We start from the raw sequence: 15,334 nt of genomic DNA, 5'->3' as shown, positions 1-15,334 counted from the left end.
CCACTGTCCGGGAAACCCCGTCACCCGGTCATGAGCCCCACCAGCCCCATCCGCAGCGCAGCGCTGCGCGCAGCGCCCAGTGTGTCTGTGCGGGCGGGCCTCAGCCGATCGGCGCGTACAGCACGCCCAGCTTGTCGATCTCCTCGCCTCCCCGCCCCGTGAAGCCGACGATCTGCCGGCCGGCCGGGGCCGTGAAGGTCTTCGTGTCCGTGGTCGCCGTACCGGTGGACAGGGTGCGGCCCTTGTCCGTGGTGAACGCCGCCGAGAAGATCCGCGTGCGGCCGTCCTTCTGGCCCCGGGTCAGCTTCACCGACGTCAGGTGTTCACCGGGAGCGAGGGTCAGGGCCGCCGCGGTGCCGCCGGTGCCGCCGTGGGAGAGGACCGTACCGCCGTCGAGCGTGAGGGAGACGCCGTCCAGGCGGGAGCCGCCGCGCAGGGTCAGGGTGCGGGGGGAGGGGGCCGCGGGCAGGTCGTCGGCGTCGTTGAACGCGGTGCCGTGCGGGCCGCCGAAGAAGTCGCTCGCCCGCAGGGACGAGTTGAGGGTGTAGGAGAAGTCGACCGTGTGCGGGAAGTGGTCGGACAGGTGGGCGCCGGAGGAGTCCAGGAAGGACGCCCACTCGTTGTGGTAGCGGGTGGCGTCCAGGGTCAGCAGCTTGCTGCCGCGGTAGAGGATCTTGTCGACGACCTCGCAGTCGTCGGTGGGCGCCGTCGCCGGGCACAGCAGCGCGTCCGCGCCCGCGGCCGGCGGCGTGCCGCCCTTCACCAACTGCACCCAGGCGTCCGTCAGCCCGTTCTCCGCGGCCAGGGTGCGGATGTTGTCGCCGGTGCGGGTGTACCGCGTGTTCGTGTCCCCCATGACGACCACCGCGTTGCCCGCCGAGTTCGCCCGGATGAAGTCGGAGAGCTGCTGCACGTTGGCGCGGCGCGCCGCCAGCGCGTCGTCCGTCGCGTCGGCGTTGGTGTGGACGTTGTAGAGGTCGACGAAGACCCCCTCGGCGATCCGCACCCGCGCCAGCGAGAAGCCCTTCGGCGTCAGGCAGTTGGTGCCCGTGCAGGCGTTCCACTTCACCCGCTCGAAGTCCTCGAAGGGGACGTCGGAGAGGGTGTTGAGGCCGTCGCCGAACGGCACGCCGCCGCTCGTCGCGGTGCGGTACGGGTGGTCGTCCCCCGCGTACAGCGCCGCGTGGTAGTTGAAGTCCTCCTGGACGTTCACGATGTCGTACGCCGCCAGCCGCGGGGAGATCAGCGGCGTGTTCGTCTCCGGACTGCCCGAACTCAGGCCTTCCGGGAGGCCCGCGACGTTGTACGTCAGCACGTTGAACGAGCCGGTGGCGGCGGCCGCGGGAGTCGCGCCGGTGGCGGCGAGGCCGGTGACGGCCAGCGTGGCGGCCGCGAGGGCGCCGAGGAGTCTTCTCATGGGGGTGTCTCTCCGGTGGGAGGAAGCGGGGAACGGAAGGTGAACGCTGCTCAGGTTCACCGCCGACCAGTGTGGCGGGCAAGGGCCGTCGGGGAAACAGTGAGCGACGAGGTGACCCGCCGTGCCCAGGTCGGCCACCGCTCACCCGCCGGTCGTACGCGGTTCATGTTCCGCCTCGATCCTCCACACGCGGCGCGCACGTGCCGCGGAAGGCAGCGACAGCCAGAAGGCGGCGCATCATGGGACACGGGCATCACCATCACCATGGACATGAGCACGGTCATGAGCACGATCACGGGCCGGGGGCGGCCACGCCGCTGCCCGCCGCGTTCGACACGTCCGTGCCCGACGAGGCCCTGACCCCCGAGCAGCAGTCCCGCCGCTCCCTGCTCCGCCGCGCGGGCCTCCTCGGCGCGGGCCTGGCGGCGGGCGGGGCGCTGACCGGCGCGGCCGGGGCGGCCGCTCCGGCGTACGCCGCCTCCAACGGCCGCCGCACCGACGGCTTCCTGTGGCTGGCCGGCGACCACCACATCCACACCCAGTACAGCAGCGACGGCAAGTACCGCGTCGTCGACCAGGTCCGCCAGGGCGCCAAGCACGGCATGGACTGGCTGGTCATCACCGACCATGGCAGCGCCACCCACGCCAGGATCGGCGTGGACAAGGTCAACCCGGACATCAAGGCGGCCCGTTCGGCGCACGAGGACACCCTCGTCTTCCAGGGCCTGGAGTGGAACATCCCGGGCGCCGAGCACGGCACCGTCTTCGTCCACCCGGGAAAGAACGAGGTCTCCGTCCTCAAGCAGTTCGAGACCGACTACGACGGCAGCGTCAAGGGCGCCTCCGACTCCACGCCCGCCAACGAGGCCCTCGCCGTCGCGGGCCTGGCCTTCCTCGGTGACCAGGTGCGCCGCCGCACGGTCAAGGACGCGCTGATGCTGGCCAACCACCCCGCGCGGCGCGGTGTCGACTCGCCGCACGAGATCCGCGCCTGGCGGGACGCGACGCCCGCGAGCCACCAGATCGCCGTCGGCTTCGAGGGCGCCCCCGGCCACCAGGCGGCCGGCCTGCCCGCCCCCATGGGACCGGCCCGGGCCCGCGGCATCTACGACAACAGCCCGAGCGCCAACTCCTTCGCCGGCTACCCGCTGGAGAGCTACCGCACCTGGGGCGGCTTCGACTGGATGACCGCCACCGTCGGCGGCCTGTGGGACAGCCTGATCGCCGAGGGCAAGCCCTGGTGGATCACCGCCAACTCCGACTCCCACCAGGTGTACGCCGACACCGCCGTACGCGGCCCGGGCGGTGACTTCAACGCCGACGGCCGCTACCAGGACCCGGTCTACGGCGGACGGATCGACATCACGCAGGGCGACTACTGGCCCGGCCAGTACAGCCGCACCCATGTCGGCGCCGACGGCTTCTCCTACGCCGCCGTCATGGACGGCATCCGCGCCGGCCGCATCTGGGTCGACCACGGGCAGCTGGTCAGCGGCCTCGACGTCCGCGTGTCCGGCGGCAGCCGCTGGGCCACCCTCGGCGGTGCCCTGCACGTCAAGAAGGGCACGAAGGTCACGCTGACCGTCGACGTGGCACTGGCCGGCGGCCCCAACTGGGCGGGTTTCGTGCCCCAGCTGGCCCGCGTGGACGTCATCCAGGGCGATGTCACCGGTCCGGTCTCCGACCGGGACACGTTCACCGCGCCGACGGCGAAGGTCGTCCGGACGTACGAGGTGGACAAGCCGGCCGGCGTGGTCCGGCTCACCTACGAACTCGGCCGGGTGGACCGGCCGTTGTACGTCCGGCTGCGCGGCAGCGACGGCAACCGGTCCGCCGTCGGCGCGCGGGGCGCGGCCGTCGACCCGGCCGGCCCGGCCATCGACGTCGTCGGTGACGCCGACCCGTGGCGCGACCTGTGGTTCTACACCAACCCCGTGTGGGTCCTGCCGTCATGACGCCGTACGCCGTCACCGTGGACGCCGGGGCCGGCGACCTGCGCGTGGCCGACCGTCAGCTCCACACACTGGCGGCCGAACTCGCCCTCCCGGACGGAGTGTTCGGCTGCACGCACCTGGTGCGCGGCGACCGGCCGCGCGTCGCCCTGTCGTTCACCCTGCCGTCCGAGCCGCTCCCGCACACCGCCCGGGAGCGGCTCACCGCCCTGGGGTACGAGGTGTCGCCCGGCGTCCCCGACGCGGCGGGCCGCGCGGTGCTCTACCCGGGAGTGTCCTGCCTCACCGGCACCCTGACGGTCGCGGACGTGCTCGCGCGCTCGGCGATCGACCGGGTGACGGTACTGGGCGCGCCCGGCGAGCCGGACCCCGACGCCCGCCTGGTGACGTGGGACCACGTCCGCCCGCAGTGGCAGGCGGGCGAACTGGTGCTGTCCGCCCTGCCCGCCGCGGGCGGCACGCTGGTCCCGTTCGAGGTCCCGGCCCCGACACCGTGCTGCGCGGACCACTGACGATCCGGCGTGCGTGAAGGGGCCGCGGGGCGGGCGGGGTGAGGGTGAAGGGGGCGCGGGGCGGGGCGACATGAGCGCGGAGGGGGCGGGGGCGGACGGCACGAGAGGCACTGGCAACGAGGCCGACCGCCGCCCGCGCCTCACACCCCACGGCCTTGCGGCCCCTGCACCCCACGGCCTCGCGGCCCCTGCACCCCACGGCCTTGCGGCCCCTGCACCCCACGGCCTCGCGGCCCCCGCACCCCACGGCCTCGCGCCTTCGCGCCTCGCGGCTTTCCCGCCTTGCGGCCTCGCGGCCGTGTCCCTCGTCCCGCGGACCCCGGGCCCTTCGGTTCCGCTGGACGTGCCTCACGGGAGCACCGTAACGGCGGACGGCCCGCCGCGAGGGCGGAACCCGCCCGGCCGTCGCCGTCGGCGGTGCCGCCGCGCGCCCACCACGTGCCTCCGGCACGCCAACTCCGTTGCCCGGCAGGGGAGTCGTAAAGTGGCCGGGACCGGGACACGGGGAAGGGGGACGCGTGGCGTACGAGGCGCAGCGCGAGGAGGAAGCGGGCGGGCCGCACACCGGACCGCCGCGCCAGGGGACCGGAGAGCCCGCGAAGCCCGGCCCGCCGCGCCCGTTGTGGCGGCGGCGCAACTTCGCGGTCTTCTGGGCCGCGCAGACCCTCTCCGTCCTCGGCGACTCCTTCGCCCTGATCGCCCTGCCCCTGCTGGTCCTCCACGCCACCGGCTCCCTCGCCCGGATGGGCCTGCTGACGGCGGTCGGCGGGGCGGCCTCCGTGCTGGCGGCCGTGTTCGCCGGCGCCCTGGTGGACCGGGTCGACCGCCGCCGGCTGCTCATCGCCTGCGACCTGGTCCGCATGGTGCTGTACGGCGTGATCCCGCTGGTGTGGCTGTTCGGGCCGCAGGTCTGGCTGCTGTACGTGGTGCTGCCGCTGTGCGAGGCCGTCGGCATGCTGTTCGCCGTCGGCTACGTCACCGTCGTCCGCAGCCTGGTCGGCACCGCCCACCTCACCGAGGCCAACGGCCGGCTCAACGCGACCGCCGCCGCGGCCGGGGTGCTCGGACCGCTGGGCGCGGGCATCGTGGCCGCCTGGACCGGCCCGGCCGCCGCGGTCGGCGTGGACGCGGCCAGCTTCGGCGTGTCGGCCCTGTGCATGGTCTTCGTACGGTTCGCCGGGCGCGCGGGGGACGACGACACCGTCCCGGCACGCCGGACGGGCCTGTGGCAGGACCTGCGCACCGGGGTCGCCTTCCTCTACGGCCATCCGGTGCTGCGCTCGCTGACCGCCCTGCTGTTCCTCTTCAGCTTCCTCACCCTCGGCCTGACCGACCTGGTCATCTACCACCTCAAGCACGACCTCGGCCAGGACGACGGCACGGTCGGCACCGTGCTGGCGGTCGGCGCGCTAGGCACGATCACCGGCGCCCTGCTGGTGGCCCGGGTGCGCCGCCGGTTCGGGTTCGGCCCGACCTGGACCGGCGCGGTCGCGGTGTGCGGGCTCGCGTTCGCCGGCCTGGGCTGGGCCCGGGACGTCCCCGTCGTCGCGGCCCTGAGCGCGGCCTTCCTCGGCTGTGCCGGCATGGCGGGCGTCTGCTCGATGTCCCTGCGCCAGGAGGTGACCCCGGAGCCCCTCCTCGGCCGTGTCACCTCCGCCTTCTGGACCCTCCAGTACTCCGCGGCCCCGATCGGCGCGGCCGTCCTGACCTGGGCCGCGGACCGCCGGGGCACGGCCCCGGTCGGCCTGGTCGCCGGCGCCTGCTGCGTCCTGATCGCGGTGGCCGCGCTGTTCACCCCGATCCGACGGTCGGGCCGGGGATGAGCCGCCTCCCCGGCACCCGGCCGCAGCCACGATCACCACCAGGCCCCGGCCGCCGACGTGAGCCGGAGAGCGCCGAGGCCGCGGCCGTCCCGCGGTCACCCGGTACTGGGCCCGCTGCGCGCCTGCGGGGCTCTTCCGCGCGGGATACCAGAGCTGGACCACGACCGTGCGCCGGTCGTGCGGGTTGGCCGTGCATGTCTCGGGGCGGCGTGGGTCGGTCCACTGCACCATTCGGGTGCCGACCGCGAAACGGCCCGACGGCTCGGGGAACACGGGCGCAGGAAAGGCCCGGGCGGCCACCGGACCCGTGGCCGTCAAGCCGAGGCAGGCCACCGACCCCGGCCACGCCAGCCACCATCGGTCCCGCCGCGCCGGCCAGCCGGCCGGTACGGCACCACACCCACCACCCGCGCCGTTCGGTCGAGCAGGGCGAGGAGTTCACCGGGGGAGATAGTGCGGCCGGCCGGCTGGGGCCGGCCGGCCGCGGGCACCTCACGACCGTCGCGGGGTGTCGGTCAATCGGTCAATGGATCAACCGATCTCGGAGTGGGAGTGACCGGTCGCCGAGAAGACGAACGAGAACTCCGCCGGCTCGGCCCGCAGGAAGTACTGCGGCAGCGGGCCGGGACCACAGGACTGCGAACCGATGCCGTGCTGGCCGTGGTCGAGGTTGACCCACACCGTGTCGCCGGCCGTGAGGTCGGTGAGGTGGGCCGCCGCGTCCAGCTGCTCGGTCGTCCAGCGCCGGGCGGTGAACCAGAACTCCGGGTCGCCCTCGATCCGCAGCCCGCCGAGCTCCGCCCAGCGGACGTCGGCCCGGGCGCCGTTCTCCTGCGGACGGACGTACGGCGTCTGCAGATTGTCGACCGTCGACTGCCAACGGCCGACCATCGACGCCGACCTGGTGTCCGGATACGCCTCGCCGGGACCGCCGCCGAACCACGTCACGGCGTCCGCTCGTGCGAGCCCGAGCCGGATACCGAGCCGCGGCAGCGGCAGCGTCCAGTCGCCCTCCGGCACCACGGACACGGTCAGCCGCAGCCGGTCGCCGTCCGAGGTCCACCGGTAGACCGTGTTCAGGCCGAGCTCGCGGGCGGCGGGCGCCACCCGGGTCCGTACCGTCAGCGCGTCCTCGCTCGACTCCACCGCGTCAAGACGGTGTCGCATCCGGTGCAGGCCCAGCGTCCGCCACAGCACGCCGTAACGGGTGTCGCTCTGCCACTCGGCGCCGGCGTCGTTGTCGGTGGGCGCCCGCCACACGTCCAGCTTCAGACCGTCGACGGACACCCCGCCGATGGTCCTCAGCGCACCCGTGCGGGCGTCGAAGGACGCCGGGCCGAGCGTGATCAGCCGCTCGCCGGCCACGGGCCGTTCGGTGGCGGCGACGGCCGGCACCGGGCGCGCGGCCACCGGGAACTGGCCCCAGGCGACCACGTGGTCCTGCGCCGCCCACGCGGTGTCGGCCACCAGCTGGGCCCGTACCGTCCACCCGGACTCGCCGCCGCGCGCCTCGGCGGGCGGCTCCGGCAGCTTCACCTCCGCCGACTCGCCCGGTGCCAGCGCGGGCACGTTCAGCGTCCCGGCCCCGACCGTGTCGCCGTCCACCTGGTACGACCACGTGAAGACCAGCCCGGACAGGTCGGCGAAGTCGTACCGGTTGGTCACCCGTACGGTGCCCGCCGTGCCGTCGCCCTCGATCCGGACCGGCTCGATGACCTTCTTGTACTCGACGAGCCCGGGGGAGGGCCGCCGGTCGGGGAACACCAGGCCGTCGCAGACGAAGTTGCCGTCGTGCAGCTCCTCGCCGAAGTCGCCGCCGTAGGCGTAGCCCAGCTCGGGATGGGTGACGCCGTGGTCGATCCACTCCCAGACGAAGCCGCCCTGGAGCCGCTCGTAGGTGTCGAACAGGCGCTGGTAGTCGGCGAGTCCGCCGGGGCCGTTGCCCATGGCGTGCGCGTACTCGCACTGTATGAAGGGCAGGGCGCGCCGCTTCTCCGTGCCGCCGTCCAGGCCCCGGCCGATCTTCTCGACCTCGTCGTGGAAGGCGTACATCCGCGAATAGACGTCCGTGTCCCGGCAGTTCCAGTCGCCCTCGTAGTGCACGAGGCGTGAGGAGTCCCGGCCGCGGATCCACTCGGCCATCGCGGTCAGCCCGCGGCCGGTGCCGGCCTCGTTGCCCAGCGACCAGAAGACGACCGACGGGTGGTTCTTGTCCCGCTCGACCATGCGCGCGGCGCGGTCCAGCAGGGCCGGGGTCCAGCGGTCGTCGTCGACGGGGTTGTCCCGCCAGTCCTGTTCGACGAAGCCGTGGGTCTCCAGGTCGCACTCGTCGATGACCCACAGGCCCAGCTCGTCGCACAGGTCGAGGAAGGCCGGGTGCGGCGGGTAGTGGGAGGTGCGGACGGCGTTGATGTTGTGCCGCTTCATCAGCAGCACGTCCTCGCGCATGGTCTCCAGGTCGAGCGCGCGGCCCGTCGTGGGGTGCCACTCGTGCCGGTTGACGCCCCTGAAGAGGACCGGCCTGCCGTTGACCTTGACCAGGCCGTCCTCCAGGGCGACCGTGCGGAAGCCGATGCGCAGGGGCACCCGCTCGCCCCCGGTCGCCAGCACCCCGTCGTACAGGTGCGGGGTCTCCGCCGTCCACGGCCGGACCGGGACCGTCACCGGCTCGCCGGCGGCGACATCGATGTCCAGGGCGGGCACGGTGACCCGGCCGTCGACGTCGGAGTCGACCCGCAGGGTGCCCTCGCCGGTGGTGTGGTCGTAGGAGGCGTGCACGAAGAAGTCGAGCGCGCTGTCCGCCGGGCGGTGCAGCAACGTCACGTCACGGAAGATGCCGGGCAGCCACCACTGGTCCTGGTCCTCCAGGTACGAGCCGGCCGACCACTGGTGGACCCGCACCGCGAGCACGTTCCCGGCGGGCTTGAGCAGCTCGCCGACCGCGAACTCGTGCGGCAGCCGGGACCCCTTGAACTCGCCGATGTCCGTGCCGTTCAGCCACACCCGGGCACAGGACTCCACGCCGTCGAAGCGGAGCACCGCCCCGCCGTCCGCGGGCCAGTCGGACGGCAGGTCGAAGACGCGCAGGTGGTCGCCGGTCGGGTTCTCGGTCGGCACGTGCGGCGGGTCCACGGGGAAGGGGTAGAGGTGGTTGGTGTAGACCGGCGCCCCGAAGGCCCCGTCCCCCTGGAGCACCCAGTGGCCCGGGACCGTGACCTCGGCCCAGTCTCCGGCGTCGTACCCCTCCTCGGCGAACGCGTCGTCCTCGGCGTCGGCCGTCGCCGAAAGCCGCAGGCGCCAGCTGCCGTTCAGCGACAGCGACTTCGCGTCCGAGGACGCGTACCAGGCACGGGGCGCGAGGGCCCCGCTGCCCGGCGAGACGTCCTCGACGTAGTCGACGGCGGGGGTGGTGCGCAATGACATCGGTCTCCTTGCTCAGCCCTTGATGCCGGTCTGTGCGATCCCCTGCACCAGCCAGCGCTGGAGGAAGAGGAAGACGAACACCAGGGGCAGGATGGACATGGCCGTGGCCATGAAGATCAGATGGAAGATGACGGTCTGGTTGGTCATGTAGTTGGAGAGCGCGACCTGGACGGTCCACGACTGCGGACTCTGGCCGATGACCAGCGGCCACAGGAAGGAGTTCCAGCCGTTGATGAAGGTGATGGTGGCCATCGCCGCGAAGAAGTTCAGCGAGTTGGGCACCACGATGCGCCAGTAGGCGCCCCAGTAGCCCAGTCCGTCCACGCGCGCCGCCTCCTCCAGTTCCTTGGGGAACCCCAGGAAGTACTGCCGGAAGAGGAAGCATGTGAAACCACTGAACAGCCCTGGGATGATCAGACCCCGGTAGGTGTCCACCCAGCCGAGCGACGAGACCAGCACGAAGCTGGGGACGAAGGTGACGGCGGTGGGGACCATCAGGGTCCCCAGGACCGCGTAGAAGACCTTGTTGGCGTGCTTGTACGGGATGCGGGCCAGACCGTAGCCCGCGAGCGAGCACACCAGCAGGACGCCGACGGTGTGCAGGGTGGCCACCACCGCCGAGTTCCACAGGGACTGGCCGAAGGGGACCGTCTCGTCGGTGAACAGTTCGCTGACGTTGCCCCACTGGATGTCCGTGGGGAAGAACTTCCAGTTCTCTCCGGTGATCTCGGCGTCCGTGGAGAGGGCGTTGCGGATCAGCAGGTAGAAGGGGATGAGGAAGAAGAACCCGGCCATGCCGGTGGCGATGCAGAGGCCGGTGGAGCTCATCACACCGCCGCCGCGCCGGACGCGGCGTGGCTTGCCGGACGACGGCGCGGACTTCCGCACCTCGGGAACCGTAGTGGTCACTTGGACTCCTCCCCCCTTCCGAAGCCCATGATCTTGCCCTGGAGCAGGGTCACGGAACAGATCAGCACGGTCAGGATGACCGCGCCCGCGCTGCCGGACCCGTAGTCCTGGCTCTCGCCGAGGGCCTTGTAGTACAGCTCGACCAGCGGCGGGCGGCCCCAAGTGGTCTTCGACAGCAGGTTGTAGAACTCGTCGAAGGCCTGGTACGCGGCGATCAGCAGCAGCAGGATCACCGCGGTGGACGTGGCGCGCAGCTGCGGCAGCGTGATGTACCGGAAGGTCTGCCAGCCCGGCTTGGCGCCGTCGATGGCGGCGGCCTCGTACAGCTCGTCCGGGATGTTCTGCAGCGCGGCGATGAACAGGATCATGAAGAAGCCGGACTGAAGCCACAGCCGCGCGGTGACGATGACCAGCCAGTACCAGGGCGGATTGGGGTCGGCCAGCCAGGCGATGTTCTCGACGCCGAACCAGCCGAGGACCGTGTTCATCAGGCCGAAGCGGACGCCGCTGAAGATGGACATCTTCCAGATCAGCGAGGCCGCCACATAACTGCACGCGGTCGGCAGGAAGAAGACCGACCGGAAGAACGCCCGCATGAAGCGGAGCCGGTTCACCAGCAGGGCCAGGCCCAGCGAGAGCGCCCAGGTGGTGGGCACGATGAACGCGGCGAAGACGGTGAAGGTGCCGAGCGAGCCGACGAAGTCGTCGTTCGTCAGCATGTACCTGTAGTTGTCGAAGCCGACGAACGTGTCGGGTGTGACGGTGAAGCGGGCCTCGAAGAAGCTGAGCCACAGGCTCCAGAGGATCGGCGCGTAGACGAAGATCGCCAGGCCGATGAGGAACGGCCCGGTGAAGAGCCAGAAGTTGAAGGTGGGGCTGCCCCGCAGGCCCCGCCGCGGCTTGGCCGGTGAGGCCTTCGCCGGGGCGGGGCGCGGGAGGTCGCGCGTCGTGGTCGTCGACATGTCGTGATCCGTCCCGCGGCCTATCCGAAGAGCTTCTTGAGTTCGCGGTTGACGGCCGCGTCGCACTTGTCGAGGGCGGCCTCCGGGTCCATGTCCTTGCGGACGCAGTTGGCGAAGACGTCCTCGAAAGCGGTGCGCATGGCCTGGGTCCAGCCGATGTTGTCGAAGTGCCCGAACTCGTTGAAGAGCCGGACGCCCTCAGCGGCGTTGCCCGACTTGAGCTTGGTGGCCGACTGCGCGAGCGAGGTGCGCGGCGGGATGTGGAAGCCGTAGGACGTGGCCCAGTCCTCCTGGTACTCCTTCTGGTCGATCCACAGCCACTTCACGTACTCCTTGGCCGCCTCGACGTTCTTGCCCTTGGCGTTGACGAACATCGACCAGCCGCCGTTGTAGACCGACTGCCTGCCGGAGTCGACGGTCTTCGGGAAGGGGAAGATCCCCCAGTCGTCGCCGAGCGCGTCCTGGATCCCCGGCATCGCCCACATGCCGCAGAACTGGATGGCGCACAGGCCCTGGTTGAGCGAGGAGGGGTCCCAGGACTCGGTCGGTGCGCCGAGGAGCAGGTCGCCGCTGGTGAACAGCTTGCGCATCTTCTTCAGGCCCTCGATGACGCCGTCCGTGTGGTAGGCGATCTCGTTCTTCTCGGTGAGGTGCTGGGCGCCCGCCGACCAGATCAACGTGTCGTTGACGTTGTGCAGGTCGTTGCCCAGGTACAGGCCCTTGACCTTGCCGGTGGTGAGCTTGGCGGCGGCCTCCATCAGCTCGTCGAGCGTGGTCGGCACGTCGACGCCGGCCTTCTCCAGCATCGACTTGCGGTAGAAGAAGAACTGCGGGTCGTCGATCATCCGGACGCCGTAGATCTTCCCGTCGACCGTGTGCGACTGGATGTCGGCCGGGTTGAAGTCGGCCTTGACCGGCTCGATGATGTCGGTCAGGTCCGCCACCTGGCCGCTCGTCACCATCTGCATCTGCGGGTGGAACTCGAAGAGGTCGGGCGCGTTGTCGGTGAGCAGCGTCGCGAACAGCTTGCTCTCGAAGTCGGCGCTGGTGATCCACTGCGTGGTCACGTTGGCCTTGTCGTAGGCCTTCGCGTACTTCTTGATGGCCTGCTCGGTCCCCGCCTCGCCGTACGCGTGGAAGTACTGGGTGAGGTTGGTTCCCGAACCGTCCCCGCTGCGGCCGGTGTTGCCGCCGCACGCGGCGAGCCCGCCGGCGGCGGTCAGGCCCAGGGCGGCCCGCAGTACGGTCCGGCGGTCCCAGTTGCTGTTGCTCAATGCCGACATGGTGACGTCCTTGTCTCGAGTTCGGCCGCGGCTCGGTCGCTCAGGCGGGAGATGGCTCACAGAGACTTGCGGAGCGGGACGCTAACCTTCGGCTAAGGCTTCGGCAAGGGGTTGGACGAAGCCTGTTCGAAGCGTTGTGCAACGTTCGGCATACCGGACGTGACGAAGCGCGGGCCGCCGTGCCGGTGGCCCGCGCATCCTTGTCCGGCTGCGGCTCAGTCCCTGGAGGCGGGGGAGCGGCGCCGGGCGGTCCTGGCGCCCGGGGGTCTCCGGCTCGCCGAGTTGAGCGCCCCTTCGAGCGCGAAGGTGGCGGCGCCCAGGCACACCGGATCGGTGGGGATGGGGGAGAGCACGATCTCGGTGGCGGCCAGCGGCCGCGGCAGCGCGTGCCGGGCTACGGCCTCGCGCACCTCGGCCAGCAGGGGCTCGCCGAGGGCGGCGGCGACCCAGCTGCTGAGCACGACCACCTCCGGGTTGAACAGGTTGATCAGGTCGGCGACGCCGGCGCCGAGGTACCGGGCGGTGTCGCGCACCACCTTGACCGCCACCGGGTCGTGCGCCGCGACCCCGCGGGCCAGCGCGTCGATGGTCGCCGTCTGGTCCTCCGGGTGCAGCAGCGTGCTGCCGGGGCTCAGTTCCCGCAGGTTCAGCATGATGCCGGGCGCGCCGACGTAGGTCTCGACGCAGCCGTGGTTGCCGCAGTGGCACAGCCGTCCGTCCAGCACGAGCGTGGTGTGGCCCCACTCGCCGGCGCTGTTGCTCACGCCCCGGTGCAGCCCGCCGCCGAGCACCAGACCGGCGCCCACCCCGGTCCCCAGGTTGACCACCACGGCGTTCCCGCGCCCGCGCGCGGCCCCGAACCACAGCTCGGCCACCGCGCAGGCCCGCAGCGGATTGTCCAGGTGCAGGGGGTAGGCGATGTGCTCGGTGAGCAGGTCGAGCAGCGGCACGTCGTGCCAGTCCCAGTTGGGCGCGTACTCCGAGATGCCGGTCGCCCGGTCCACCTGCCCCGGCACGCTCACCCCGACGCCGAGCACCCGCGCGCCCTCGATCCCGGCCTGCGCGACCACCGAGCCGACGGCGGCGGCGACATGGCCGACCACCTGCTCCGGCAGGTTCTCACCGGGGCGCACCTCCTCCTCGGCGCGGGCCAGGACGTTCAGCGCGAGGTCGAACAGCTCGACATGGACGTACGTCTCCGCGATGTCGACGCCGATCAGCGCGCCTCCCGACGCGTTGACGGCGACCAGGCCCCGGGGACGGCCGCCCGCCGAGTCCTCGAAACCGACCTCCGTGATCATCCGGAGGTCGAGCAGCTCGCCGACGAGGGTGGCGACCGTGGCGAGGCTCAGGCCGGTGGCGGCCGCCAGCTCCTGGCGGGAGGTGGGGGAGGCGGCGATGATCTGGCGCAGCACCTCGTAGCGGTTCGCGGTGCGGATGTCGCGCGATGTGCCGCGCCTCATCGGACTTACCTCCCTGGCGGACGCCGTTGCGATGGGTTCGGGCGGGGGACCGGAGGGTGCCCCCGGAAAAGACACGGCCCAGGGCCCTGCCCCCGTCCCCTCGGCTCGTGCCGGGACGGCGTCGGCACCGGCGCGGCGTCAGGCTATGGGCAGGCGAGGACTTTCGACAAGGGGTTAGGAAAGGGGCTTTATGAAGTCACCGGGCCAGCACGTCCCGGACGAACTCGTTGGCGAATTTCCCCTCCGGATCGAACTCCCGCGCCAGGGCCGCGAAGTCCTCCAGGCTCGGATACCGTCCGCGCAGTACCGCCGCCGGGGTGGTGAACACCTTCCCCCAGTGCGGCCGGGCGTCGAAGCCGTCCAGCACCTCTTCCAGCCGGCGCACCACCGGCAGCACGGCGGCCGTGTCCTCGAACCAGGTGAAGTGCAGCGCCACGGTGTCCCGCCCGTACGCCGGGCTCAGCCACTGCTCGTCGGGGGCGACGGTGCGCACCTCGCAGGTCTGCAGTACGGGGGCGACCGTCTCCCGTATCCCGTCGATCGCAGACAGCGCGTCCAGGGCGTGCCGGCGCGGCAGCAGGTACTCCGACTGGAGCTCGGCACCGCTGCTCGGGGTGAACTCGGCCCGGAAGTGCGGCAGTCGCTCGTGCCACGGTCCCGGCACCCCGAACTGCTCGGTGCAGTTGACCGCGGGCATCCCCGGCACCGGGTGCATCTTCTCGGTGGCGGGCGGGGCCCACGGGAAGTCCGGCAGCGGCTGGTCGGTGCGCCGCTTCAGCCACACCTGCCGAAAGCCCGGCTCCCGCCAGTCGGTGAACAGGCTGACGCTGTACGCGCACGCCATCACCGTCTCGAACGTCGCGAAGTCCATCCCGGTCAGCGGCAGTTCGGTGAACACGCGCTGCTCGACGTCGAAGCCGGGCTCCAGGTCGAGGGTGAGCGCGGTGACGACCCCGAGGGCGCCGAGCGAGGTGACCGCACCCCCGAACCGCCGGTCACCCCGCCCGACGGTCACCGTCGAACCGTCCGCGGTGAGGATCTCCACCTCGCGCACGGCCGACGCCAGCGAACCGTTGCCGACGCCCGAGCCGTGGGTGCCGGTCGCCACCGACCCCGCCACCGAGATGTGCGGCAGGGACGCCATGTTCGGCAGCGCGAACCCGTGCCCGTGCACCCGGCGGGCCAGCTCCGCGTACCGGACGCCGCCGCCGGCCCGGACCGTGCGGGCCGCCGTGTCGACGTCGACCTCGGCCGGCAGCCCGGCCAGCGACAGCAGGACGCCGTCCGTGCCGGGCTCGGCGATGGTGTTGAAGGAGTGCCCGCTGCCCAGCACCCGCACCCGCGCACTGCCGGCCACGAGGGCGGCCAGCGCGGTGGGCGAGTGCGGGCGGTGCAGCTCCTTGGCCGTGTAGATGATGTTGCCGGCCCAGTTGGTCACCGTGTCGGACATCCCGTCGCCCCTCCCTGAAGATCGAGCCCGGCCCTTCGGGACCGGGAACGCACTGGTGGAAGGTACCCCGGGCACCGATCCGCCGCCGCCCCGAGGGGGGCCCGGCGCCGGGGGCGTCCGGGCGAGGGCATACCGTGAGG

The 15,334-nt window shown here is 72.0% G+C and carries 10 protein-coding genes; 3 read left to right on the top strand and 7 right to left on the bottom strand.

Features of this window, described 5'->3' with window-relative positions; translation table 11 throughout:
* Positions 1–100: 100 nt before the first annotated feature.
* Entirely contained in the window at positions 101–1,417 is a 1,317-nt protein-coding gene (locus tag ACWD0J_RS12885; protein WP_451495812.1) for a jacalin-like lectin, read from the bottom strand.
* A 239-nt stretch (positions 1,418–1,656) separates the two neighbouring features.
* Here ACWD0J_RS12885 and ACWD0J_RS12880 point away from each other — a divergent pair, with 239 nt between their 5' ends.
* The 3 genes from ACWD0J_RS12880 (at position 1,657) to ACWD0J_RS12870 (ending at position 5,704) form a co-directional block, all read left to right on the top strand.
* A complete protein-coding gene (locus ACWD0J_RS12880; RefSeq protein ID WP_451495811.1) occupies positions 1,657–3,372 on the top strand; it encodes a PHP domain-containing protein in 1,716 nt (571 codons plus the stop codon).
* Positions 3,369–3,881: a hypothetical protein gene (locus ACWD0J_RS12875; RefSeq protein ID WP_451495810.1), complete on the top strand. Its 513-nt coding sequence runs from the start codon at positions 3,369–3,371 to the stop codon at positions 3,879–3,881. Before ACWD0J_RS12880 ends, ACWD0J_RS12875 begins: the two co-directional genes overlap by 4 nt.
* A gap of 518 nt (positions 3,882–4,399) precedes the next feature.
* On the top strand, positions 4,400–5,704 hold the full coding sequence (locus tag ACWD0J_RS12870) for an MFS transporter (RefSeq protein ID WP_451495809.1): 1,305 nt from the start codon (positions 4,400–4,402) through the stop codon (positions 5,702–5,704).
* A 531-nt stretch (positions 5,705–6,235) separates the two neighbouring features.
* On the opposite strand, the gene ACWD0J_RS12865 is transcribed toward ACWD0J_RS12870, so the two are convergent.
* The 6 genes from ACWD0J_RS12865 to ACWD0J_RS12840 form a co-directional block, all read right to left on the bottom strand.
* On the bottom strand, positions 6,236–9,127 hold the full coding sequence (locus ACWD0J_RS12865) for a glycoside hydrolase family 2 TIM barrel-domain containing protein (protein WP_451495808.1): 2,892 nt from the start codon (positions 9,125–9,127) through the stop codon (positions 6,236–6,238).
* 12 nt (positions 9,128–9,139) lie between these two features.
* Positions 9,140–10,036, bottom strand: a complete 897-nt coding sequence (locus ACWD0J_RS12860; protein ID WP_451495807.1) for a carbohydrate ABC transporter permease — start codon at positions 10,034–10,036, stop codon at positions 9,140–9,142.
* Complete coding sequence (locus tag ACWD0J_RS12855; RefSeq protein WP_451495806.1) at positions 10,033–10,998, bottom strand: carbohydrate ABC transporter permease; 966 nt, start codon at positions 10,996–10,998, stop codon at positions 10,033–10,035. The genes ACWD0J_RS12860 and ACWD0J_RS12855 overlap by 4 nt, the downstream gene beginning before the upstream one ends.
* A gap of 20 nt (positions 10,999–11,018) precedes the next feature.
* The gene (locus ACWD0J_RS12850; RefSeq protein ID WP_451495805.1) at positions 11,019–12,281 is read right to left on the bottom strand and encodes an ABC transporter substrate-binding protein; all 1,263 of its coding nucleotides are present in this window, start codon (positions 12,279–12,281) and stop codon (positions 11,019–11,021) included.
* A gap of 215 nt (positions 12,282–12,496) precedes the next feature.
* Positions 12,497–13,744, bottom strand: a complete 1,248-nt coding sequence (locus ACWD0J_RS12845; RefSeq protein ID WP_451495804.1) for an ROK family transcriptional regulator — start codon at positions 13,742–13,744, stop codon at positions 12,497–12,499.
* Between the two features lie 196 nt (positions 13,745–13,940).
* Complete coding sequence (locus tag ACWD0J_RS12840) at positions 13,941–15,194, bottom strand: D-arabinono-1,4-lactone oxidase (protein WP_451495803.1); 1,254 nt, start codon at positions 15,192–15,194, stop codon at positions 13,941–13,943.
* Positions 15,195–15,334 lie beyond the last annotated feature (140 nt).

The organism is Streptomyces sp. NPDC003011, from assembly GCF_053591515.1.
This window is presented reverse-complemented; position numbering and strand designations above follow the sequence as displayed.